We start from the raw sequence: 21,644 nt of genomic DNA, 5'->3' as shown, positions 1-21,644 counted from the left end.
GGGCCGCTGCCCCGTCGGGGCCGGCCCGCCCCGCCCGGCGCGGGAATCTCCCCGTTGACGCGAGGGCCGCGGAATCCTACTGTCACCCATAGGATTCCTTCGACGGAGCGGGAGCAGCCCATGAGCGAGCAGGCCGGCAGCGAGCAGGCCAGGAAGACGGCGGAGGCACTGACGTACCTCACCGGCTTCGGCAACGAGCACAGCTCGGAGGCCGTCCCCGGCGCGCTTCCCCTCGGCCGGAACTCGCCCCAGCGCGCCCCCCTCGGCCTCTACGCCGAGCAGCTGAGCGGCAGCGCCTTCACCGAGCCGCGCACGCACAACCGCCGCTCCTGGCTCTACCGGATCCGCCCCTCCGCGGCCCATCCTCCCTTCGCCCGGATCGACAACGGGGCCCTGCGCACCGCGCCCTTCACCGAGGCTCCGGCCGACCCGAACCGGCTCCGCTGGAACCCCCTGCCCGACCCGGCCCCCGGCACCGACTTCCTGGCCGGCCTGTGGACCCTCGGCGGCAACGGCGACGCGGCCCAGCGCGCCGGCATGGCCATCCACCTCTACGCCGCCGACACCTCCATGACCGACCGGGTGTTCAGCAACTCCGACGGCGAGCTGCTGATCGTCCCCGAGCGCGGCGGACTGCTCCTGCGCACGGAGTTCGGCCTGCTCGCCGCCCGCCCCGGCGAGGTCGCCCTCGTTCCGCGCGGCGTCCGCTTCCGCGTGGAGCTCCTCGACACGGAGGAGGGCCCCGCCCGCGGCTACGTCTGCGAGAACTACGGCCAGCCCTTCGAGCTGCCGAACCTGGGCCCGATCGGCGCCAACGGCCTCGCCGCCGCGCGGGACTTCCGGGCCCCGGTGGCGGCGTACGAGGACCCGGCCGCCGGCGAGCGCCCCACGGAGGTGGTCAACAAGTTCTGCGGCAACCTCTGGGCCGCGACCTACGACCACTCCCCGCTCGACGTCGTCGCCTGGTACGGCAGCCACGTCCCGTACGTCTACGACCTGCGCCGCTTCAACGTGCTGGGCTCGATCAGCTACGACCACCCCGACCCGTCGATCTTCACCGTCCTGACCTCGCCCTCCGACACCCCCGGGCTGGCGGGCGTGGACTTCGTGGTGTTCGCGCCGCGCTGGCTGGTCGGCGAGGACACCTTCCGCCCGCCGTACTTCCACCGCAACGTGATGAGCGAGTACATGGGCCTGATCGAGGGCGCCTACGACGCCAAGGCCGAGGGCTTCGTCCCCGGTGGCGGTTCGCTGCACAACATGATGTCCGCGCACGGTCCGGACCGGGAGACCTTCGACCGGGCGAGCGCCGCCGAGCTGAAGCCCCAGAAGATCGAGGACGGCCTGGCCTTCATGTTCGAGACCCGGTGGCCGATCGTCTCCACCTCCCAGGCCGTCGGCGCGGAGCACCTCCAGCGCGGCTACGACGACGTGTGGAGCGGCCTGCAGCGCCACTTCCGCGCCTGACCCCGCTCCGCATAGCCTGCATCAGCCGCACGCCACCCCTGCCCAGCCGTTCGGAGAACCATCCGTGACCGCCTTCGCCCCCGACTCGCTGGTGCTGAACCGGAAGCTGCCCCTCTGGTACCAGGTGTCACAGTCGTTGCGCGCCTCGATACTCGGGCGCACCCCGGACGACTCGCTGCGCCTGCCCACCGAGGAGCAGCTGGCCGAGCACTACGGGGTGAGCGTGCTGACCATGCGGCAGGCGCTCAAGGAACTGGAGGGCGAGGGGCTGATCAGCAGGCACCGGCGGCGCGGCACGTTCATCGAACCGGGCGCGCTGCGCAGCGCGCCGGTGCGGCTGCTGGGCTCGGTCGACGCGATCGTGGCCCAGCAGTCGGGCGAGCGCACGACGGTGCTGGGCCATGGCCGGACCGCCGTGTCCGGGGAGCTGCTGGAGTACTTCCCGGACACACCGGAAGTGGTCACGTACCGACGGCTGCGGCGCGACCCCGAGAGTGGGGAGCCGACCAACTGGGCGGAGAACGCGGTCCTGCCGGAGTTCGCCGCCGCGGTGGAGCCGGCCGATCTCGAACGCTGGCCGATGACCAAGGTGCTGCGTGACGTGGTGGGCGTGCGCATCAGCCGGATCACGGACACGGTCGAGGCCCGGCTCGCCGACCCGGAGACGGCCGAGCTGCTCCAGGTCCCGCTGCTCAGCCCGATCCTGCACTACACGGGCGTGACCTACGACGAGGACGGCCGGGTGGTGGACGTGGCACGCATCCGGTACCGGGGCGACCGGTTCTCCTTCACGGTGACGGTCGACGCGCACTGAGCCCGAGCGCGGGCGGGGACCTGCCTCGCATCGCACCGACCGGCGGAACGTTCAAGCGCCGCACCGGCCCGCCCCGGCAGAACACCTCAAGCGGTGCCCGGTGTCGCCGCCGTCGCGGCCCGGCGCGAGGCGGTTACTCCTTCGGCTCGTCGCCCTCCGTCCGGCGCTCCCCCTCGGCCTCCGCCCCGCGCTCGCCCTCGGCCTGGGACGGCGTGGTCCGCATCGTGTCGGGGTGCCGCTGCTGCTTCTGGCGCTCGTCCATGTCCTCGTCCAGCCGCTCGCCCTCGGCCTGCGACGGAGTCGAGTATTCGTCGTACTGACTCATGGCCGTCTCCTCGGTCGGCACGCGTGCGCGTCCGCGCACCCGCCTCTACAAGGAGCGTAGCTCTTCGGCCTCGGGGCGGCCCGGCCGTCGGGCCCGTCGCTACCATCGGCCGGGTGAGCGCTGACGCACCCGTGCCGAACCCGCTGCTGGACGATCTGATGCCCTGGGCCGTGGGCGGTCTGCGCCTGGGCCGGGACTGGGTGGCCGCACCCGATCCGGGGACCCTGCGCGCCCGCTGGACGGCGCTGACCGGCGCCGAGGGAGCCGAGCGGGACCGGCTGTTCCGGCCCAGTCGCAGCCGTACGCCGGCCGCGGGCGCGGCCGCGCTGCCGGGTCGGCGCCCGGCCGCCACCGCCCGCTTCGCGGACGCCCCCGGGCCCTTCCCCGACCCCGTCCGGGTGCTCCGCGACCCCTTCGACGAGCAGTGGCTGCTGCCCGACCAGCGGTTGATCGACAGGGCCCGTCCGGAGCTCTGGCGGGTCCGGGACGAGCACCAGCTGTATCTGGTCGAGACCCCGGACCTGCTGGTCACCTCCCACCTCCCGGCCGGCCGGCTCGGCCGGATCCGCCCGCTCCACCGGCGCCCCGGCGGCGCCGAGCCGAACCTCGCCCCCGGCCTGCTGCCCCTGCTCGGCGGGCGCCACGGCGGCCGGGTCACCCCCGAGGACGTGCTGTGCTGGATCCTCGCGGCGGGCCGATCCGGCCCCCGGGGCCACGAGGTCCCGCTCGCCGCCGACCCCGAGCGCTGGCGGGCCGGGCTGGAGCTGGGCCACCGGCTGCTGCGCGTCCAGCTGCGCGGGGCGCGCGGCGGTGAACCGCCGCGGTTGCCCGGGGGCCGCCGGCCGTACGTCCGCTCCGCGGTCACGGCGTGGCCGCGTGCCCTCGACTACGACGCCGAGAGCGAGACCCTGACCCTCGGGAGCGGTACCGTCTCCCCCGTGCCGCCGGGTGCCTGGGCGTACGAGGCGCTGGGCGCACGGGTGCTGGAGGCCTGGTTCGCGGCCCGTGTCGCGCACCGGGGACCGGACGCCGACGGGCTGGAGGCGCTGGGTCCGGACCGGTGGCCGCAGCACTGGACCTCGGAGCTGGCGGCCCTGGTGACCACCCTGGCCCTGCTGGCGGACCTGGCTCCCGAGCGGGCGGCCTTCGAGCCGGGCCCCGCCCTGCCGGTGGCCGAGCTGCGGGCGGCCGGGGTGCTGCCGCCGCCCCGCTGGGCCCGGCGCCCGGCCTCGGTGCTGGACCACCAGGAGGAGGGCCCGGGCGGGCAGTTCGCGCTGCTGTAGCGCGCCCCGCCCGCACACCGCCCGGTCCGCGGCGGTCCGCCGTCAGCCCCAGGCGTTCAGCAGCCGGGCCAGGGAGCGGTCGAAGACCGCGCTCATGTCCAGTCCCGCACCGGGCACGGACTCGACGGCCGGCGCCGCCACCGGAGCCCCTCCCCCCGCCGGCCCCGCGTCGGGAGCCGGTGCGGGCGCGCCCGTGAGGGCCGCGGTGAGCCGCGGGTACTGCCCGGTGGCCAGGCGCGACCCGAGCCAGGCCGCCCGTACGGCGTGCTCCTCGGCCTCGCTCCACGGCAGCGAGCGGGCCCGCTCGGCCAGCGCCAGCTCGCCCGCCACGTACGTGGCCACCGTGCCGTTGACGGCCGCGACGAGCTCCAGCTTCTCCCCGTCCGGCGCCTCCAGCGGAGCGAGCAGGGCCAGGCTGTGCTCCAGGTAGCGCAGGGCGTTGGGGCCGAAGCCGTAGACGGGGCTCAGCAGCCGGGGCAGCCACGGGTGCCGGTGCATCAGTGCCCGGGTCTGGCGGGCGAGCGCGAGCAGGTCGGCCCGCCAGTCACCGGTCGGCGCGGCCAGTTCGTACTCGGCGCTGACGGCGTCGACCATCAGCTCGTACAGGTCCTCCTTGCGCGGCACGTAGTTGTACAGGGACATCGTCCCGGCGCCGATCCCGGCCGCCACGCGCCGCATGGAGACGGCCTCGATCCCCTCCGCGTCGGCGATCCGCACCGCCTCGGCCGCGATCGACTCGCGGCTGTGCGCGGGCCGGGGCCCGCGACCGGCCCGCTGCGGGCGGGCCCAGATCACTTCGGGTTCAGCGGGGCGCCCGCTGGGTGTCATCGCTCATCACCTTCGTCCGTCTCGCCCACCATCCTAGTTACGTACGGCGTACGTAGTGAGGTAGGGTGCGCTGCATGACAACTACGTACGCTGTACTTAGTGAAGGTCTGGAGAAGAGCTACGGTCAGGTCCACGCCCTGCGGGGCCTGGACCTCGCCGTGCCCCAGGGCACGGTCTGCGGCCTCCTCGGCCCCAACGGCGCGGGCAAGACCACGGCCGTCCGGATCTTCACCACCCTCTCGCCGCCCACCGGCGGCCGCGCCCTCGTCGCGGGCCACGATGTCGCGCGGGAGCCGGCCGCCGTCCGCCGCGCCATCGGCGTCACCGGCCAGTACGCCTCCGTGGACGGGGATCTGACCGGCCGTGAGAACCTCCGGCTCTTCGCCCGGCTGACCGGACTGCGCGGCTCCGCGGGCCGGGCCCGCGCCGACGAGCTGCTGCAGCGCTTCGGTCTCGGCGACGCGGCCGACCGGGTGACCGGGACCTGGTCCGGCGGCATGCGCCGGCGCCTCGACCTGGCCGCCGGCCTCATCGTCCGGCCCCAGGTGCTGTTCCTCGACGAACCCACCACCGGGCTGGACCCGGCGGCGCGGGACCACATCTGGACGGCGGTACGGGCGCTGGCCGACGAGGGCACCACGGTGCTGCTCACCACCCAGTACTTGGAGGAGGCCGACCGCCTCGCCGACGACGTGGTGGTCGTCGACCGCGGCCGGGCCGTCGCCACCGGCACCCCCGGCGAACTCAAGGCGCGGATCGGGGCCCACGCCGAGGTCACCGTCCCGGCGGCGGAGGCACTGGCGGGCGCCGCCGCCGTGCTCGACCGGCTCACCGGCGGGCGGCCCGTGCTCGACGCAGAACGCCTCACCGTCGGCGTGACCGTGCTGGACCCGGGGCTCACCCTGCCGCGGATCGTCCGGGAGCTCGACGGTGCGGGCGTCCCGGTCACCGACGCGAGCCTGCGCCCGCCCACCCTCGACGAGGTGTTCCTGCGCCTCACCCGGGTCCGCACCGCCGACGGGACCGTCCCCGCCACCGCCACCGCCGCGAAGGAGCACGCCGCATGAGCACCCTGCTGACCGACGGGAGCGCCGTCCTCGTCCGCCAGTTGCAGAAGGCCCGGCACGCCCCGGCCCTGCTGATCCTCACGCAGACGATGCCGATCACCATGCTGCTGTTCTTCGGCTACGTCTTCGGCAGCGCGCTCGCCATGCCCGGTACCGAGTACCGCGAGTTCCTGGTGCCCGGACTGCTCGCCGCCACCGCCGCGAACGGCTTGATGACGGGCCTGTTCACGGCCGCGCAGGACGCACACCGGGGGGTGATGGACCGGTTCCGGACCCTGCCCATGAGCCGCAGCGCCGTCCCGCTCGGACAGACCGGCGCCGACCTGCTGACCACCGGGGTCTCGATGGTCCCGCTGATGCTGGTGGGGCTCGCCATGGGCTGGCGGATCGAGAGCGGACTGCCCGGCGCGCTGGCGGCGCTCGGCGTGCTGCTGCTGTTCCGCTTCGCCACCGCCTGGGTGGGCACGTACCTGGGGCTGCTGAGCCGGAGCGAGGAGGCGGCGGGCCAGCTCGGCGGCGCCACCTTCGTGCTGCCGATGCTCTCCAGCGCCTACCTGCCGACCGACGGACTGCCCGGCTGGCTGCGCGGCGTGGCGGAATGGAACCCGATCAGCGCGGTCGCGACCGCCGTCCGCGCACTGTGCGGGAACGCCGGCGGGCAGGCCGCCGCCGGGGCGGCCTGGCCCGCCGCGCATCCGGTCGCCGGGGCGCTGCTGTGGTCGGCGCTGCTCCTGGCGGTGTTCGTCCCCCTGGCCACCCGCCGGTTCGCGCGCGGTCGGGGCTGAGCGGGCCGCAGGGGTCCGGCCGTCGCGCACGACACCGAGGCTTCCGCCCCCGGCGTTCACCCCCACGGGGTGACAGGAGCCGCCGGACCGGGTAGGCACGGCTGTCATGAGCACTGACACGCACCAGCCCGAGCCCCTCCCCCTGGACGGACTCACCGTCGTCGCCGTCGAACAGGCCGTCTCGGCCCCCTTCGCCACCCGCCAGCTCGCCGACCTCGGCGCCCGGGTGATCAAGGTCGAGCGCCCCGACGGCGGCGACTTCGCCCGCGCCTACGACACCGCCGCGCACGGCCTGGCCTCGCACTTCGTCTGGGCGAACCGGGGCAAGGAGTCGATCGCGCTCGACCTGAAGGACCCGCGCGGGCTGGAGGTCCTGCACGGCCTGCTGGCCGGCGCCGACGTCTTCGTGCAGAACCTCGCGCACGGCGCCGCCGCCCGGCTCGGGCTCGACTCGCAAGCGCTCTGCGCCCGTTACCCGAGGCTGGTCGCCGTGGACGTGTCCGGCTACGGCGCGCAGGGCCCGTACGCCCACAAGCGCGCCTACGACATGCTCGTGCAGTGCGAGGCGGGGCTGGTGTCGGTGACCGGCACCCCGGAGCAGCCCGTCAAGGCGGGGATCCCGGCCGCGGACATCGCGGCGGCCATGTACGCCTTCTCCGGTGTGCTCGCCGCGCTGCTGCGGCGCGGGACCACCGGGCGCGGGGGCAGGGTGGAGGTGTCCATGCTCGACGCGCTCGCCGAGTGGATGGGGCACCCGCTGCACCACACGATGCACGGCGGTCGGCAGCCCGTGCGGACCGGGCTGGCGCACGCGGTGATCGCACCCTACGACGCCTACCCGACGGCCGACGGGGATCGGGTGCTGCTGTCGGTGCAGAACGACCGCGAGTGGCGTCGTCTCGCCGAACAGGTACTGGATGTACCGGAGTTGGCGCGGGACCCGGCGTACGCGACGAACGCGGCGCGCACCGCGAACCGCGAGAAGACCGACGCGGTGGTCGCACGGGCGCTGGGCCTGCTGGGCGCGGACGAGGCGATCGGACGCTTGGAGGCTGCGGGCATCGCGTGCGCGCGGCTGAACTCGGTGGCCCAACTGGCGGGGCATCCGCAGCTGGCGGCGCGCGACCGCTGGCGGGAGGTGGGTTCACCGGCCGGTCCGCTGCGGGCGCTGCTGCCGCCCATCGGACTGCCGGACAGCGCGGCACCGCACATGGGTGCGGTGCCCGCGCTGGGCGAGCACACCGGGGCCCTGCTGCACGCCCTGGGGATGTCGGACGAGCAGATCGCAGCACTGCGCCGGGATGGTGTGGTCGCGTAGGGCCGGGGAGCCGGAGGTGCCGGGGCCGCAGGTGAACGGCCTCGTCGCGGGGGCAGTTACGAGCGGCGGCTGCCGAAGAGCGTGCGACGCAGGCGACGCAGCGGCGCGAAGAGCGAGACGCGCGCGCTCCGGCTCCGCAGGCGGTGCGTGTGGTCGCGGGAGGTGAGCTCGCGCATCAGCAGCGTCGCCTCGGCGGCCTCCCGGTGCGGGACGGCGGGTCCGCCCAGCACGGCGAGATGGCGGTCGAGGCGCGAGCTGGTCGCACCGCTGCCGCAGGTGATGGCAGGCACGCGAGGCGGCCTGCTGCGCATTGCTATCTGTTCCATGTTCTCTCCCCACCCGTACGAGGGCACCCGGCCCGGGCAGGTTAACCCTATCGCCCCCGCGTCGCCCCCGGGTATCCCGGTGGTGTGAATTACCCCTGTGGCGACGGGGAGTTGACGGTTACTCAGCGAAGTCGACCGTTACTCTCCGCACAGGTTTCGAGAGGCTCGGAACTGTCGGTGCAAGTCACGTCACGACGGGCGCCACTTCCCGCCCGCTGCGCTAACTTGGAGTGATCGACCGGTGACCCGAGGGTGCGCGGGGGCGCACAGGGGCACGCCGCGCCGGGACACGCGGAGGGGGCTCGTGTGAGTGGGATGGGGAGTGACGTGCGCGACACCGGCGGGGAATCGGGGGCCGATCGTGTCATATCGGGCCGCTACCGACTGCTGGAGCCGCTCGGCCGCGGAGTGACGGGCCTCGTGTGGCGCGCCCGGGACGAGGTCCTGTCCCGCGACGTCGCCGTGAAGGAGGTACGGGCACCGGCGGGGCTGGAGGCGGCCGAACTCCGGCGGATGTACCGGCGGCTGGAGCGGGAGGCCTGGGCGGCGGCCCGCATCTCGCACCGCGGGGTCGTCACGGTCCACGACGTGGCCTCCGAGGACGGGCGGCCCTGGATCGTGATGGAGCTGGTGCGCGGGCTGTCGCTGGCCGAGGTCCTGGAGGCGGAGGGCCCGATGCCCCCGCAGCGGGCCGCGCACATCGGGGAGCAGGTACTGGCGGCTCTGCGCGCCGCGCACGACGCGGGGGTGCTGCACCGGGACGTCAAGCCGGGCAACGTACTGCTCGCCAACGACGGGCGGGTGCTGCTGAGCGACTTCGGGGTCGCGGTCCCGGAGGGCTCCCCGGGGTCGACCGCCGCGGGCGGGACGGCGGGCTCCCCCGAATTCCTGGCGCCGGAGCGGGTGTCGGGGGGCGACCCCGGGCCCGGATCGGACCTGTGGGCGCTCGGGGTGCTGCTGTACCTGGCCGTCGAGGGGGTCTCGCCCTTCCGCCGGGCGACCCGGTCGGACACGCTGCGGGCCGTACGGGAGGGCGGAGCGCCGGCGCCGCGCAGGGCCGGGCCGCTGGGACCGGTGCTGGAGGGGCTGCTGCGCAAGGACCCGGACGGGCGGCTGTCGGCGGCGGAGGCGGCCGGGATGCTGCGGGTGGTGGGCGCGGGCGGCGCCGTACGGGCCTCGGGCGGACCGGTGTCGGGACCCGGCGCCCCGGAGGCGGACCCGCCCCGCCCGCCCGAGCGGGGGGACGGGAACGGGAGCGACGGGGACGGCGGGGGCCGCGCCCGGCGCGGGGTACGGGGGAACGCGCCCGCGGAGCCCGCGCCGCCCCCGCGCCCGCCCGCCGGGGACGCGGGACGCGATCCGGCGCCGCGGCCGGGACGGGCGGTGCTGGTCCTCGCCGTCGGGGTGGTCTTCCTGCTGTTGGCGGTGGGCGCGCTCGGCTGGCTGCTGCTGGGGTAGGAGACCCCGGCAGGGGTCTCCTCCTCGTCCGGTCCCGCGGAGTCCCGCGGCGCCGTCCGTTCAGGCGGCGTTGGTGAAGACCGGCAGGTAGCCGCTGGACTGTCCGGCGGCGGTGGGGTGGTACGACTCGCCGATGTTCAGCCAGTTGACGCTGTGCAGCCACGCGCTGCCGGAGCAGATCTCGTGGCCCGTGAAGGCTCCGGCGACCGAGGCGAAGGTGAAGCCGTGGTCGGCGGCGCGCTTGGCGATGGCGGCGTTGAGGTGATCGGCGGCGCCGTTGATGGCGGCGCGCTCGCCCTCGGTGAGGCCGGCGGTGCAGGTGCCGTTCAGCTTGTAGAAGCGGGGGTAGCCGAGGACGACGACGCGCGCGTTCGGCGCGCGGCTGTCGATGGCGTTGTAGACCTGGTCGAGCTGGCCGGGCAGGGTGGAGTCGACGTACGCCTTGGCCTGGTTGACGCGGCCGACGCAGGTGGACTCCGACTGGAGCACACAGGTCGTCATGACGTCGGAGAATCCCGCGTCGTTGCCTCCGACGGTGACGGAGACCAGGTCGGTACCGGAGTTCAGCGGGGCGAGCTGGCCGCTGAGGACATCACCCGTACGGGCGCCGGAGCAGGCGGTGAAGGAGAAGGTCTGCGGGGCGTGGGCGGCGGCCCACAGGGCCGGGTAGGCGCGGGGGGTGCGCTTGCAGTTGCCGCTCCCGCTGTCGTAGTTGCCGGCGCCGACGCCGGAGGAGTAGGAGTCGCCGAGGGCGACGTATCCGAAGTCGGCCTGGGCGGCGGCCGCCTGGCCCGCGCCGAACAGGGCGGCGCCCGCGGCGAGTAACAGGGACGAGGTCAGGGCAGCGAAGCGCGTCAGTCTCATGCTCATGGGGATGCGGCTCCTTGTGGGGGTTACTCCTGAGTCCGTGGTACAAGGAGCCGGGGACGTGTGGAAGTGTCCATGCCAAGAATGTTTCGCGGCGGGTTGCGGTCCGAACCTTCACGCCCTCACGCGTTTGAAGAGGGACTCCCGGCACTCGTTCCGGGGAAACACGGGTGCACGGGCGCACGGTGTGCCGGATCATGGGCGCCATGCCAGCCAACCCGCATGACGCGCTGCCGATCCGGCTCAACGTCGACGACAGCGATTCACCGTCGGACGTCGTCGACGCGCTGTTCCTCGGCCGGTTCGCGTCCGGCGAGCAGCCGTACTCGCACAGCGTCTCGATCGACCGGGTCAAGGCGGGGGCCAGCCTGCTGCCGCCGGGGGCCAGCGTGTTGCGCTCGGCGCGCGACAGCGACCGCAGCGCCGTCCTGGCCGAGGGCGAGGGCTGGACCATGCTCGTGTCCCGCTGGAGCCGGGGCGCGGACGTCACGGTGACGGCGGTCAGCGACGACCTCGCCGCGGACGTGCTCGGCGAGGCCACCGCGGGGGTGCAGGACGACCCCGAACCGCAGCCGGAGAACGTGACGATGGGCTTCTGGTACGTCTCCCCGCGGCGCGGCCCGTACCGGACCACCCGCCAGATCGCCGCGGGGACCTGGGCCGAGGTGCGGCCCAACTACACCGCGCCGGTGGCCGGGGCGATGGACCGGCTGATGAAGGTGACCCCGGACGACATCGCGGGGCGGCTGCTCCTGCTGCACGGCCCGCCCGGCACCGGCAAGACCTCGGCGCTGCGGACGCTGGCGCGCTCGTGGCGGGACTGGTGCCAGGTGGACTGCGTCCTGGACCCGGAACGGCTGTTCAACGACGTCGGATACCTCATGGACATCGCGATCGGCGAGGACGAGGGGACGGCCAAGGGGCGGTGGCGGCTGCTGCTGCTGGAGGACTGCGACGAGCTGATCCGCGGCGAGGCGCGCCACACGGCGGGGCAGGCGCTGTCGCGGCTGCTGAACCTGACGGACGGTCTGCTGGGGCAGGGCCGCAACGTCCTGGTCGGCGTCACCACCAACGAGGACCTGGAACGCCTGCACCCGGCGGTGGTCCGGCCGGGCCGCTGCCTGGCCCGCATCGAGGTCGGCCGGCTGACCCACCGGGAGGCGGTGGACTGGCTGGGCACGGACGAGGGGGTGTCCCGCGAGGGTGCCAGCCTGGCGGAGCTGTTCGCCCTGCGGCGCGGTACGGGGCCGGCGGCGGTGCTGCCGCCGCAGCCGCACACGGCGGAGGCCGGCCTGTACCTCTAGCCTCCGGCGGTGGGCGGGGGTACGGGCGGCGGGGGCTCCGGGCGGGGGCGGCCGCCGGTCGGGGACGGTCCCGGTAGCGGGGCCGCCGGCTCTGCCCGGACCCGCGCCTCAAACGCCGGCGGGGCTGGATTCGCCCGCGCCCTCGGATCGCCCGGCCCCTCGGGACCGCCGGGCCGCGGACCGTGCTGGGGGTGTTGCCCGTTACTGGGCGGCGTACCGGGCGCGGAGGGCTTCCGTGGCCGCGGCGAGGGCTTCCGCGCGGGTCAGGCCCAGCCGTTGGGCGCGTTCCGCGTACGTCTGGGCCGCCGCGGCCGCCTCCCGGGAGGCGCCCTCGCCGGCCGCCGCGACGAACGTGCCGTTGCGGCCGCGCGTCTCGACCACCCCGTCCGCCTCCAGCGCCCGGTACGCCTTCGCCACGGTGTTGGCGGCGAGCCCCAGGTCCTCCGCCAGCCCCCGTACCGTCGGCAGCTTGAAGCCGGCCGGCAGCCTGCCCGACCGGGCCCGGTCCGCGATCTGCGCGCGCAGCTGTTCGTACGGGGCGGCCGAGCCGGCCGAGCCGTCGATGGCGATCTTCAGGTTCGTCGAGGTCACGGGGGTGATTGTCCCCCATCGGCGGCTAATTGGGAGGCGCCGGGCACGCACCCGAACGTAGCGTCGTCCCCATGACCGTTCTCATCCGCGACCTCCGCCCGGGCGACCCCCGGGACGCGGAGGCCGTCGTCCGCGTGCGCCGCGCCGCGCTGCCGTTCGTGATCACCACCGGGAAGTCGGTCGCCTTCGAGGTGTCCTGCGCCCACCCCGACAAGCACTACCGCCTCCTCGTCGCCGAAACCGGCGACGGCTTGGTCATCGGCACCGCCCAGGTCGGCATCGCATACGACAGCCCCGAGCCCGGCCTGTCGTTCGTCAACGCGTACGTCGACCCCGCGCACCGGGGTCTCGGCGCGGGCGTCCTCCTGCTCCGCGCCGCCGAGGAGCACCTCGCCGCCCGGGGCGCGACGGACACGTACGCCTGGGTGCTGGACGAGCCCGCCCACCGGGCCTTCGCCGAGCGGCGCGGCTACCGCCCGGGGCGCTCCGCGCACTTCCTCCGGCTGGACCTCGCGACCGCCGCGCTGCCCCCGCTGCCGGGCGCCCTGCCGCCCGGGGTCGAGGTGCGGCCGGGCTCCGCCTTCGCCGCCGACCCGCGCCCGCTGTTCGAGGCCGACGCGGAGACGACCGCCGACGAACCGGGCGACGTCGGGGCCGAACTCGACGACTACGAGGACTGGCTCCGGCACACCTGGCGCCACCCGTCACTCGACCGGGACCTGACCGCCGTCGTCCTGGTCGACGGCGCCGTGGCGGCGTTCAGCGCGGCGGAGACGGACGGGGCCGCCCGCTACGGCTCGGCCATGACGGGCACCCTGCGCGCCTTCCGGGGGCGGGGCCTGGCCAAGCTGGCCAAGACGGTGTCGCTGCACCGGGCCCGCGCGGCCGGGTACACGGAGGCGTTCACCGGGAACGACACGGGCAACGGGCCGATGCTGGCCATCAACAAGGCGTTCGGGTACGAGGTCTGCGCGACAGAGACGCGCTGGACGAAGAAGCTGGGGGCACGATGAGCGGGCAGCAGTTGACCGTCGTTCTGGTCAAGGCGGGACGCGTCAAGATCCGGTATCCGGCGGCGGCCGTCGCCGACGACGGCGACCGGATCTCGGTACGCGCCCCCTGGGCGGCCGAGGGAGTGCGGGACTTCGGTTTCGTGCGCTTCGAGCCGGGCGACGTGTTCGTGGAGCACTTCTGGCGGACGCGCTGGTACGCGGTCAAGGAGGTGTGGACCGGCGACGGCGTCCTCAAGGGCTGGTACTGCGACGTCACGCGCCCGGCGGTGATCCGCAGCGGCGAGATCCTCGTGGAGGACCTGGACCTCGACCTGTGGGTCTCGGCGGACGGCTCCCGCGTGCTGCGGCTGGACGAGGACGAGTTCGCCGCGAGCGGCCTCGCCACCAGCGACCCGGAGGCGGCCGCCCAGGCCGTGCGCGCCCTCGACGCCCTGGACGACCAGGCCCGCACCCCGGCCGGCCTGCCCGCCCTCCTCGCGTAGCGGGTCGCGCGACGGCGGTCGGGGGCGTCAGTCCTCGTCGAAGTAGCCGGCCTCCACTTCGAGTGCGAGCTTCTGCAGCACCTCGATCGCCGTGACGTCCGTCCGGCCGTCGTCGTGCGCGATGGCGAGGCTGGTGAAGGCCAGGCTGAAGCCGGCGACCATGGTCTGCAGGGCGGGACCGAGCGCCTCCGCGACCAGGCGGGCCACCTGCTGGGGGGAGGCGTCGGCCGGCACGCTGATCGAGGGCAGCATCTCGTTCAGCAGGTTGGTGACCACGCTCGTCTCCGTGTCGGGGCCGGAGTCGTCCTCGCCGGCCTCCGCCGCTCGGCGGATCTCCTGGGCCTCCGTGAGGATGCCGATGACTCGCTTGAGGACCTCAGCTCGCTGCATCCTCGGAGGGTAGCCCCACGGCGGCCGACAACCCGGCTTCCTGAGCCCCCTCTTACCCCTTCCTTAAAGGGACCCTAAGGATCGGCCGCGGGGGCGCCAAGGGGGTGGTGGACGGGGCGGCGGGGGCTAGCTTGGCGGGGCCAGGGAGGACTGGAGGCGGTGCCGGGACCCGTTGGGGACGGCGCCGCCCAGCTCCTCCCCATGGCGCGCCCCTGCCTCGTGCCCGAAGGAGATCCACCGTGCCCGCACGCCGCACCCCCGCCACCACCGCCCGCACCCTGACCCGTGTCGCCGCCGCCGGCCTGGCCCCGCTCGCGGTGGCCGCGTACGCCGCCGTCCCCGCGGTCGCCCACGGATCGATGACGGACCCGGTCAGCCGGGTGGCGGCGTGCTACGCGGAGGGCCCGGAGTCGCCGAAGTCGGCGGCGTGCAAGGCGGCGGTCGCGGCGAGCGGGACCCAGGCGTTCTACGACTGGAACGAGGTGAACATCGCCAACGCGGCGGGCCGGAGCAAGGAGCTGATCCCGGACGGGCAGCTGTGCTCGGCGGGCAACAGCAAGTACAAGGGACTCGACCTGGCGCGCGCCGACTGGCCGGCGAGCCCGCTGGCGGCCGGCCCGCACACCTTCCGCTACAAGGGGACCGCGCCCCACCGGGGTTCCTTCGAGCTGTACGTGACGAAGGACGGGTACGACCCTTCGAAGCCGCTCGCCTGGTCGGACCTGGAGGCCGCGCCGTTCGCGAAGGTCACCGACCCGGGCATGCAGAACGGTGACTACGTGTTCTCCGGCACCGTCCCGAAGAAGTCCGGCCGGCACCTGGTCTACAGCATCTGGCAGCGCTCGGACAGCCCGGAGGCCTTCTACACCTGCTCGGACGTTGTCTTCGGCAAGGACAGCGGGGGCAGCGGGGGCAACGGAGGCTCCACCGGCGGCAACGGCGGTACGGGCGCCAAGCCGAGCGCCGGTCCCGGCACGAAGCCGGGCACCGCGGCGCCGAGCACCGCGCCCGGGACGGAGCAGCCGGCCACCCCGCCCGCCGAGCAGCCCTCCGCCCCGACGGACCAGCAGATCGCCGACGGCGCGGCCAAGTCCTCCGTGGAGCACTACGGCCACGGCGACAACGACCCGAAGACCAACGGGAAGGCCGCCGCCGTCCCCGTCGGTGCGCAGGGGCCCGCGCAGGGCGAGAGCCTCGCGGAGACCGGCGGCAGCAGCGCCACCCCGGTCATCGCGGTCGGCGGGGCCGGCGTCCTCGTCGTGGGCGCGGCCGTGCTGTTCGGGCTGGCCCGCCGTCGTGCGACGACGACGGGCCGGCACGGCGGCTAGTGCTGGGACCGGCAAGGTCCACCGGGTCGCGACGCCCGGCACGGCACCTCGCGGTGTGGCACCGGGCGGACCGCCCGCGCGTCGTCAGTCGAAGACCGACGCGCAGGTGGTCCGTTCGGCGTGGGCCGGGTCGAGGGCGTTGAGCGCCTCGTGCCAGGCGATCCGGTCGGTGAGTCCGATGGTGACGTGCTCGGAGAGGTCGACGGCGCACAGGTCCTGGAGCACGACGTTGCGCACGTTCGGCCCGTCGAGGAACTGGCTCCGGTACGGCGTGACCACCTGGTCGTACTTGGTGGCGATCACCGTGTACCGCACGCCGGGCACCGTGTCCCCGCCCTCGTTCAGCTTGGTCAGGAAGGCGGATCCGGCGATCTGGTCGGCGAGGCCCGGGGTCGCGGAGCTGATCAGGTCCTCGGCGCCGGGGAAGTACGGCAGCAGCTTGGTGAGACCGAGCAGGGTGGTGCCGTGGTTGTCGGGGGCCAGTCCGATCAGGGCGTTGACCTTGTCGGCGCCGCCGAGGAACTTCAGGTAGTAGCGGGGCATCATGCCGCCCTGCGAGTGCCCGATGATGTCGGTCTCGGCGGAGCCGGTGGCCGCGAGCACCCTGTCGACGAAGACGTCGAGCTGGCCGGCGGACTTGTCGATGGGGCCGAGCCCGTTGAAGAAGGGCACGCCGGGCAGTTGCCCGTAGTCGAGCGAGTAGACGCAGTACCCGCGGTGCGCGAGGTACGGCGCGAGGCCGAGCCAGTTGTCGACGGAGTTGCCGAAGGTGCCGTGCACGAGCACGACGGGGCGCGGGTGCGCGGCGGACGGTTTGCAGGACCAGTTGTTCCAGCCGCTGCTGGGAGCGGACGTCGCCTGTGCGGCGCCGGTGGGGGCGACGAGCGCGGCGGCGGTGAGGACGAGGACGGCCAGCGGGCGGAGCAGGCGTCTCCAGGGCAGCATCGAGTGATCTCCTCGCGGGTGGGGTCAAGGGGAGGGGTGTGGGGGTTCGTCCCGTGATCCGGATCACAAGGGGGAGCTGCTGCCGCTAAATTACGGGCGGGTAGCAAGACTGGGAAGTTACGCGTCGGTAAAAACTCGCGTGTCTCGCGCCCGGCCGCCCGGCGGACCTACGCGGCGAGCGTGCCGCGGGCGATGACGTGCGGCCCGAAGCGGACCCGGACCCGGTCCGTGACGGCCTCCAGGCGGCGCGCCTTCTCGTCCTGCGGGTCGAAACTCAGCTGCCGCGCGGCCCCTTCGGCCGGGGCCAGCCCCTCGGCCCGCAGGGCCAGCGCGCGGACCCGGGCCCGCTGGAGGCCCAGCCCGGTGTACAGGGCGTAGGCGACTTCGGTCAGGGTGTCGGAGTGCGCGGTGGCTTCGGCCAGGGTGCGGGTCCGGGTGAGCACGGTGCGGTCGGCGCAGCGGACGCTGAGCGTCAGGGTGCGGCAGACCTGCCCCCGGCCGCCTTGTGTACGAAGTCTCGCGCCGAGCTCCTCGGTCAGCGAGAGCAGCGCCCGCCGGTGCCGTACGGGATCCAGCTCGTCCCGGTCGAACGCCCGCTCGGCGGCCACGGCGGGGGCGGCCGCCCCCGGCCGGACGGGGGTCCGGTCGATCCCCTGGGCACGCTCGTGCACCTCGCGGCCGAGCCGGGCACCGAGGATGCGCCGCAGGGCCGCGGGCGGGGCCGCGGCGATCCGGCCGACGGAGTCCAGGCCGTACGAGCACAGGGTGCGGGCGGTGCCGGGGCCGACCCCGTCGAGGGCGGTGGCGGGCTTGCCGGCCAGGAACTCCCGTACGGCGTCGGGCTCGGCGGGCACCACCAGGGCCCCGCCGGGACGGGCCTCCCGGACGGCAGCCCGGGCCAGCATGGGGTTCCCGGCCACCCCGGCGGTGCAGTCCACGCCGTGCAGCGCCAGGGCCCGGACCCGGACCACGGCGGCCAGCCGGCCGGCGTCGCAGCCGAAGTACCGCAGCGCGGCCCGGATGTCGGCGAGGGCGGCGTCGGGGGGCAGCGCCTGCACGTCCGGGGTGAAACCGCCGAGCAGCGCGAGCACTCCGGCGTACTCGGGGGCCCCGACCGGCAGCCCGTCGGGCCGGTGCAGCCGCAGGCACATCACCGCGGCTCCCGGGGCCGCACCCGTGCTCGCGCCCGCACCGGCCGCAGCGGCCGCCGCGCCCGCGCTCCCGCGCGCGCCCGCACCCGTACCCGTACCCGCGCCGGCCCTCGCGCCCGTACCCGCGTTCATCCCGCGCTCCCGGGGCTGGAGTGCCAGAGCTTGCGTCCGGTCGCGGGGCCCTCGCCCGGCGGCCGCAGGTCGGCCCGGGGGTTCGTCTCGTACCCCGTGGACAGCCGGATCCGCCGGCCCCCGCCCGGCTCCGCCGCCGGCTCGCCACCGCCCTCGCCCTCGCCCGCCCCACCGCCGGCCCGGCCACCGGTGGCGGCCAGCCGCGCCGCGACCGCGTCGAGGCCGCCGGTCGCCCGCAGGTCCACCAGCTCCGCCAGGTTCCACGCCGCCGCCCCCACCACGCTCAGGCTCTGCGGCCCCCGCCGCTGCACCACACCCCGTACCAGCAGCAGGAAGGAGTGGAAGACGGTGTGCGCGCACGCCTCGTGGCTGTCGTCGAAGAAGGCCAGGTCGACCAGGCCCGTGCCGTCGTCCAGCGTCGTGAAGACGACCCGCTTCCCGGACCGGATCGGGGGGGTCCGGGTCGCCGCCTTGGCGCCCGCGACCAGGACCGTCTCGCCGTGCCCGACGTCCCGCAGCCGCCGGGCCGCGACCACTCCCAGCTCGGCCAGGAAGGCCTGGTGGTCCCCCATCAGGTGCCGCGAGGCGTCCGTCCCGAGCACCCCCAGCTCGGCACTGAGCCGCTCCGCGTCGGTCAGGTCGGGCAGCCCGATGGAGGCCGTGTACCGGCCGCCCTTCAACGGGAGTTGCGGCCCGCGCACGCCGGCGGAACGCTGCGCGCCGTGCAGTTCCGTCAAGTGGAGCAGCAGGTCGCGCCGGTTGGCGCCGAACGCGTCCAGCGCCCCGACCTGGGCGAGGCGTTGTGCCACCGGGCGCCCCGGGCGCGCCCGGTCCCAGAAGTCGCGCAGGGAGGCGTAGGGCTGCCCGGACTCGATCCGGCCCGCCTCGGCCCCGCTGATGCCGTGGACGTCGGACAGGCCCAGCCGCAGCCCCCACACCCGAGCCTCATCGGACACCAGTTCGATACGGTGGGCGGCCGCCGACCGGTTCACGTCCAGCGGGAGCACGGGAACGCCCCGCCGCCGTGCGTCCGCCAGCAGCAGCCGCTTCGGGTACATCCCCGGATCGTGGGTCAGCAGCCCGGCGTAGAACGCCGCCGGGTGGTGCGCCTTCAGCCACGCCGACTGGTAGGTGGGCACCGCGAAGGCCACCGCGTGCGCCTTGCAGAATCCGTCGCTCCCGAAGGCCTCCACGATCTCCCAGGTCCGCCCGATCACCTCCGCCGGGTACCCGCGCCCGCCCGCCGCCTCCGCGAACCAGACCTTGATCCGCTCCTGCGACCGCGGGTCGGACAGCCCGCGCCGCACCCGGTCCGCCTCGTCCCGTCCGCAGCCGGTCATCACGTGCACGATCTCGATGATCTGCTCGTGGAAGACGACCACTCCGTACGTCTCGCGCAGCGCGTCGGCCAGGTCCGGGTGCGGGAAGCGCACCGGCGCCCGCCCGTGCCGGGCCTCGATGAACGGGCGCACCATGTCGGCGGCCACCGGCCCCGGCCGGAACAGCGAGATGTCGGTCACCAGGTCGTCGAAGGTCGACGGCTGGAGCCGGCTCACCAGGTCGCGCCGGCCCGGTGATTCGATCTGGAAGCAGCCCAGCGTCTCGCCCGAGCGGATCAGCTCGAAGGCGGCCCGGTCGCCCGGCGGCACCTGCGCCGGGTCGTCCAGGTCGAGTTCCCGCCCCGTGCCGCGCCGGATCTCGGCGACCGCGTGCGCCAGCGCCGACTGCATCCGTACGCCCAGCACGTCCAGTTCGAGCAGCCCGAGGTCCTCCACGTCGTCCTTGTCGAACTGGGACATGGGGAAGCCCTCGCCGCTGGTGGGCACCACCGGAGTGCGGGCGAGCAGGGAGGCGTCGGAGAGCAGCACCGCGCACGGGTGCACGGCGGTCCCGCGCGGCAGCGCGTCCAGCGCCTCGACGAGCTCCCACAGCCTCCCGTACGACTCCCCGCGCACGTCGCGCAGCTCCGGGAGCTCCTCCAGTGCCGCGCGGGCGTCGCGGGCCCGGATGTGCGGGAAGGCCTTGGCGAGGCGGTCGACCGCGTCGGGATCCATCGACAGGGCGGCCCCGACGTCGCGGACGGCGTGCCGGACCCGGTAGGTCTCGGGCATGGCGACGGCGGCGACGCGCTCCGCGCCGAACCGGCCGATGATCCGCCGGTAGACCTCCGGCCGGCGGGCGGACTCCACGTCGATGTCGATGTCGGGCAGGACGCGCCGGCGCCTGGAGAGGAAGCGCTCCATCAGCAGGCCGTGCGCGACGGGGTCGGCGTGCGCGATGCCGAGCAGGTGGTTGACGAGGGAGCCGGCGCCGGAGCCCCGGGCGGCCACCCGGATGCCCATGTCCCGTATGTCGTCGACTACTTGGGCGACCGTCAGGAAGTACGAGGCGTAGCCGTGGTGGGCGATGACGTCGAGCTCCTCGTGCATCCGCTCCCAGTACGCGCGGTCGTCCGCGTAACCGCGCAGCACCATGCCTGCCGAGGCGCGGGAGGCGAGGACCCGCTGGGCGCTGCGGTGGACCGCGCCGACCAGCCGGGCCTCGGGGAAGTGCACGGAGCCCATGCCGAGGTCGCCCTCGGGGTCCACGGCGCAGGCCTCGGCGGTGTGCCGGGTCTCGGCGAGCAGGCGGTGCGCGTCGGCCGGGCGCAGACCGGCCGCCCGGGCGACCGCGTCGGCGGCCTCGGCCATGGCGGCGGGCCCCTTGAGCCAGCGCTCGCCGGTGTCCAGCGGCCCGCGCGGGTCGACGGGCACGAGGCGGCGGGCCGCGTCGAGGACATCGGCGACGCGGCCCTGGCCGGGGTCGGCGTAGCGGACGGCGTTGGTCAGTACGGCCCGGACGCCCTGCTCGGCGGCGAAGCCGACGGTACGGGCGGCGAGCCGGAGCGAGCCGGACCCGGTGCCGGCGCGGCCGTGGTGGACGGCTTCCAGCCGCAACCGGTCGCCGTAGATCTCGCGCCAGGGGGCGAGCAGCCGGGCGGCCCGGTCGGGGCGGCCCGCGGCGAGCGCCCGCCCCACCTCGGAGCCGGGCCCGAGCAGGACGAGGACGCCCTCCCCGCGCAGGGCCTCCCAGGGCAGCACCGGCCGGGCTCCGGCGGTCCGGGCGGAACGGCCCGACCGGGGTTCCTCCTCGGGGGACGCGGTCGCGACGGGGGCGGCTCCCGCGTGGGCGGCGGTGACCAGCCGGCACAGCTCGGCCCATCCGGCCGCCCCGTCCCGGGCCAGGAAGACGGCCCGCGGAGCGGACTCGTCGACGAAGGCCCCGCCCCTGCCGGGGTTGCGCCGCCAGTGGTGGGCCCCGCCGGAGCCGGCGCCCGCACGCGGCCCGGCGGTCCCTTCCGGGCCGCCCGTACCGGGTCCGCCCGTACTGGATCGGCCCGTCGCGCCGGAGCCGGCCGGCCCGGAACCGCCCCCCGGCCGCCCGGACCGACCGACCGTACCGGAGCCGCCGGCCCCGCAGCCCGCGGCCGCGGCGCCACCGGGGCCGAACCCGCCCGCCGCGGTCGGCACCGCCAGGTCCGCCCCGAACAGGGGCCGGACGCCGGTCTCGGCGCACGCCTTGGCGAACCGCACCGCACCCGCCAGGGTGTCGCGGTCGGTCAGGGCGAGGGCGTCCATGCCCCGCTCGGCGGCACGCTCCGCCAGCCGTTCCGGGTGGGAGCCTCCGTAGCGCACGGAGAACCCCGAAACGGTGTGCAGATGCGTAAAACCAGGCACCCGCGGCCTCCTGCCTCGCTCGGTCCGAACAGCTCCCCCGTCCTCTCCCCGTCT

At 75.1% G+C, this 21,644-nt stretch carries 20 protein-coding genes; 11 read left to right on the top strand and 9 right to left on the bottom strand.

Translation table 11 applies throughout. The annotated features are described in order from the left end of the window. Positions 1-120: 120 nt before the first annotated feature. Both hmgA and ACWFQ8_RS16595 read left to right on the top strand, forming a co-directional pair. Positions 121-1,467, top strand: a complete 1,347-nt coding sequence (gene hmgA, locus ACWFQ8_RS16600; RefSeq protein WP_453786934.1) for a homogentisate 1,2-dioxygenase — start codon at positions 121-123, stop codon at positions 1,465-1,467. A gap of 64 nt (positions 1,468-1,531) precedes the next feature. Next, positions 1,532-2,281, top strand: a complete 750-nt coding sequence (locus ACWFQ8_RS16595; protein WP_453786933.1) for a GntR family transcriptional regulator — start codon at positions 1,532-1,534, stop codon at positions 2,279-2,281. Positions 2,282-2,414: 133 nt separating this feature from the next. Here ACWFQ8_RS16595 and ACWFQ8_RS16590 read toward each other — a convergent pair whose 3' ends face one another. Further along, positions 2,415-2,606, bottom strand: a complete 192-nt coding sequence (locus tag ACWFQ8_RS16590; protein ID WP_453786932.1) for a hypothetical protein — start codon at positions 2,604-2,606, stop codon at positions 2,415-2,417. Between the two features lie 158 nt (positions 2,607-2,764). Here ACWFQ8_RS16590 and ACWFQ8_RS16585 point away from each other — a divergent pair, with 158 nt between their 5' ends. Next, a complete protein-coding gene (locus ACWFQ8_RS16585) occupies positions 2,765-3,889 on the top strand; it encodes a type ISP restriction/modification enzyme (RefSeq protein ID WP_453786998.1) in 1,125 nt (374 codons plus the stop codon). Positions 3,890-3,931: 42 nt separating this feature from the next. On the opposite strand, the gene ACWFQ8_RS16580 is transcribed toward ACWFQ8_RS16585, so the two are convergent. Next, a complete protein-coding gene (locus ACWFQ8_RS16580; RefSeq protein WP_453786931.1) occupies positions 3,932-4,717 on the bottom strand; it encodes a TetR/AcrR family transcriptional regulator in 786 nt (261 codons plus the stop codon). Between the two features lie 74 nt (positions 4,718-4,791). Here ACWFQ8_RS16580 and ACWFQ8_RS16575 point away from each other — a divergent pair, with 74 nt between their 5' ends. The 3 genes from ACWFQ8_RS16575 (at position 4,792) to ACWFQ8_RS16565 (ending at position 7,887) form a co-directional block, all read left to right on the top strand. Then, on the top strand, positions 4,792-5,784 hold the full coding sequence (locus ACWFQ8_RS16575) for an ATP-binding cassette domain-containing protein (RefSeq protein ID WP_453786930.1): 993 nt from the start codon (positions 4,792-4,794) through the stop codon (positions 5,782-5,784). Then, on the top strand, positions 5,781-6,569 hold the full coding sequence (locus tag ACWFQ8_RS16570) for an ABC transporter permease (protein ID WP_453786929.1): 789 nt from the start codon (positions 5,781-5,783) through the stop codon (positions 6,567-6,569). Before ACWFQ8_RS16575 ends, ACWFQ8_RS16570 begins: the two co-directional genes overlap by 4 nt. A 106-nt stretch (positions 6,570-6,675) precedes the next feature. Beyond that, the gene (locus ACWFQ8_RS16565) at positions 6,676-7,887 is read left to right on the top strand and encodes a CaiB/BaiF CoA transferase family protein (RefSeq protein WP_453786928.1); all 1,212 of its coding nucleotides are present in this window, start codon (positions 6,676-6,678) and stop codon (positions 7,885-7,887) included. A gap of 56 nt (positions 7,888-7,943) precedes the next feature. On the opposite strand, the gene ACWFQ8_RS16560 is transcribed toward ACWFQ8_RS16565, so the two are convergent. Beyond that, the gene (locus tag ACWFQ8_RS16560; protein ID WP_266876723.1) at positions 7,944-8,213 is read right to left on the bottom strand and encodes a hypothetical protein; all 270 of its coding nucleotides are present in this window, start codon (positions 8,211-8,213) and stop codon (positions 7,944-7,946) included. 327 nt (positions 8,214-8,540) lie between these two features. On the opposite strand from ACWFQ8_RS16560, the gene ACWFQ8_RS16555 reads away from it, so the two are divergent. Beyond that, positions 8,541-9,671 carry a serine/threonine-protein kinase gene (locus ACWFQ8_RS16555; RefSeq protein ID WP_453786927.1) on the top strand — a complete coding sequence of 377 codons (1,131 nt, stop codon included), beginning with the start codon at positions 8,541-8,543 and terminating at the stop codon, positions 9,669-9,671. 60 nt (positions 9,672-9,731) lie between these two features. Here the strand turns inward: ACWFQ8_RS16555 and ACWFQ8_RS16550 are convergent, their stop codons facing one another. Next, positions 9,732-10,535, bottom strand: coding sequence for an SGNH/GDSL hydrolase family protein (locus tag ACWFQ8_RS16550; RefSeq protein WP_453786997.1), 804 nt, complete (start codon positions 10,533-10,535; stop codon positions 9,732-9,734). Between the two features lie 209 nt (positions 10,536-10,744). Here ACWFQ8_RS16550 and ACWFQ8_RS16545 point away from each other — a divergent pair, with 209 nt between their 5' ends. Next, complete coding sequence (locus ACWFQ8_RS16545; protein WP_453786926.1) at positions 10,745-11,842, top strand: DUF5925 domain-containing protein; 1,098 nt, start codon at positions 10,745-10,747, stop codon at positions 11,840-11,842. Between the two features lie 201 nt (positions 11,843-12,043). Here ACWFQ8_RS16545 and ACWFQ8_RS16540 read toward each other — a convergent pair whose 3' ends face one another. Further along, on the bottom strand, positions 12,044-12,433 hold the full coding sequence (locus ACWFQ8_RS16540; RefSeq protein WP_453786925.1) for a GntR family transcriptional regulator: 390 nt from the start codon (positions 12,431-12,433) through the stop codon (positions 12,044-12,046). A gap of 71 nt (positions 12,434-12,504) precedes the next feature. On the opposite strand from ACWFQ8_RS16540, the gene ACWFQ8_RS16535 reads away from it, so the two are divergent. Both ACWFQ8_RS16535 and ACWFQ8_RS16530 read left to right on the top strand, forming a co-directional pair. Further along, the gene (locus ACWFQ8_RS16535; protein WP_453786924.1) at positions 12,505-13,446 is read left to right on the top strand and encodes an N-acetyltransferase family protein; all 942 of its coding nucleotides are present in this window, start codon (positions 12,505-12,507) and stop codon (positions 13,444-13,446) included. After that, positions 13,443-13,928: a DUF402 domain-containing protein gene (locus ACWFQ8_RS16530; protein WP_453786923.1), complete on the top strand. Its 486-nt coding sequence runs from the start codon at positions 13,443-13,445 to the stop codon at positions 13,926-13,928. Before ACWFQ8_RS16535 ends, ACWFQ8_RS16530 begins: the two co-directional genes overlap by 4 nt. Positions 13,929-13,955: 27 nt before the next feature. Here the strand turns inward: ACWFQ8_RS16530 and ACWFQ8_RS16525 are convergent, their stop codons facing one another. Next, entirely contained in the window at positions 13,956-14,318 is a 363-nt protein-coding gene (locus ACWFQ8_RS16525; RefSeq protein WP_453786922.1) for a hypothetical protein, read from the bottom strand. 239 nt (positions 14,319-14,557) lie between these two features. Between ACWFQ8_RS16525 and ACWFQ8_RS16520 the strand changes: the two genes are divergently transcribed. After that, positions 14,558-15,646, top strand: coding sequence for a lytic polysaccharide monooxygenase auxiliary activity family 9 protein (locus ACWFQ8_RS16520; RefSeq protein WP_453786921.1), 1,089 nt, complete (start codon positions 14,558-14,560; stop codon positions 15,644-15,646). An 84-nt stretch (positions 15,647-15,730) separates the two neighbouring features. Here ACWFQ8_RS16520 and ACWFQ8_RS16515 read toward each other — a convergent pair whose 3' ends face one another. The 3 genes from ACWFQ8_RS16515 to ACWFQ8_RS16505 all read right to left on the bottom strand — a co-directional run bounded on the left by ACWFQ8_RS16515 (position 15,731) and on the right by ACWFQ8_RS16505 (position 21,590). After that, positions 15,731-16,591 (bottom strand): esterase/lipase family protein, encoded by an 861-nt coding sequence (locus tag ACWFQ8_RS16515; protein WP_453786920.1) that lies wholly within the window; start codon positions 16,589-16,591, stop codon positions 15,731-15,733. A 167-nt stretch (positions 16,592-16,758) separates the two neighbouring features. Then, complete coding sequence (locus ACWFQ8_RS16510) at positions 16,759-17,742, bottom strand: DNA polymerase Y family protein (protein ID WP_453786996.1); 984 nt, start codon at positions 17,740-17,742, stop codon at positions 16,759-16,761. A 128-nt stretch (positions 17,743-17,870) separates the two neighbouring features. Continuing rightward, a complete protein-coding gene (locus ACWFQ8_RS16505; RefSeq protein WP_453786919.1) occupies positions 17,871-21,590 on the bottom strand; it encodes a DNA polymerase III subunit alpha in 3,720 nt (1,239 codons plus the stop codon). Positions 21,591-21,644 lie beyond the last annotated feature (54 nt).

The organism is Streptomyces sp. NPDC055254, from assembly GCF_053606025.1.
The sequence above is the reverse complement of the archived record's forward strand: the minus strand, read 5'-3'. Positions and strand labels throughout refer to the sequence as shown.

Bases quoted from the DNA above. Each gene is read 5' to 3' on its own strand.
- hmgA (WP_453786934.1), top strand. From the start codon at position 121: ATGAGCGAGCAGGCCGGCAGCGAGCAGGCCAGGAAGACGGCGGAGGCA.
- ACWFQ8_RS16590 (WP_453786932.1), bottom strand. From the start codon at position 2,606: ATGAGTCAGTACGACGAATACTCGACTCCGTCGCAGGCCGAGGGCGAG.
- ACWFQ8_RS16585 (WP_453786998.1), top strand. From the start codon at position 2,765: ATGCCCTGGGCCGTGGGCGGTCTGCGCCTGGGCCGGGACTGGGTGGCC.
- ACWFQ8_RS16580 (WP_453786931.1), bottom strand. From the start codon at position 4,717: ATGACACCCAGCGGGCGCCCCGCTGAACCCGAAGTGATCTGGGCCCGC.
- ACWFQ8_RS16575 (WP_453786930.1), top strand. From the start codon at position 4,792: ATGACAACTACGTACGCTGTACTTAGTGAAGGTCTGGAGAAGAGCTAC.
- ACWFQ8_RS16570 (WP_453786929.1), top strand. From the start codon at position 5,781: ATGAGCACCCTGCTGACCGACGGGAGCGCCGTCCTCGTCCGCCAGTTG.
- ACWFQ8_RS16565 (WP_453786928.1), top strand. From the start codon at position 6,676: ATGAGCACTGACACGCACCAGCCCGAGCCCCTCCCCCTGGACGGACTC.
- ACWFQ8_RS16560 (WP_266876723.1), bottom strand. From the start codon at position 8,213: ATGGAACAGATAGCAATGCGCAGCAGGCCGCCTCGCGTGCCTGCCATC.
- ACWFQ8_RS16550 (WP_453786997.1), bottom strand. From the start codon at position 10,535: ATGAGACTGACGCGCTTCGCTGCCCTGACCTCGTCCCTGTTACTCGCC.
- ACWFQ8_RS16545 (WP_453786926.1), top strand. From the start codon at position 10,745: ATGCCAGCCAACCCGCATGACGCGCTGCCGATCCGGCTCAACGTCGAC.
- ACWFQ8_RS16535 (WP_453786924.1), top strand. From the start codon at position 12,505: ATGACCGTTCTCATCCGCGACCTCCGCCCGGGCGACCCCCGGGACGCG.
- ACWFQ8_RS16530 (WP_453786923.1), top strand. From the start codon at position 13,443: ATGAGCGGGCAGCAGTTGACCGTCGTTCTGGTCAAGGCGGGACGCGTC.
- ACWFQ8_RS16525 (WP_453786922.1), bottom strand. From the start codon at position 14,318: ATGCAGCGAGCTGAGGTCCTCAAGCGAGTCATCGGCATCCTCACGGAG.
- ACWFQ8_RS16515 (WP_453786920.1), bottom strand. From the start codon at position 16,591: ATGCTGCCCTGGAGACGCCTGCTCCGCCCGCTGGCCGTCCTCGTCCTC.
- ACWFQ8_RS16510 (WP_453786996.1), bottom strand. From the start codon at position 17,742: ATGTGCCTGCGGCTGCACCGGCCCGACGGGCTGCCGGTCGGGGCCCCC.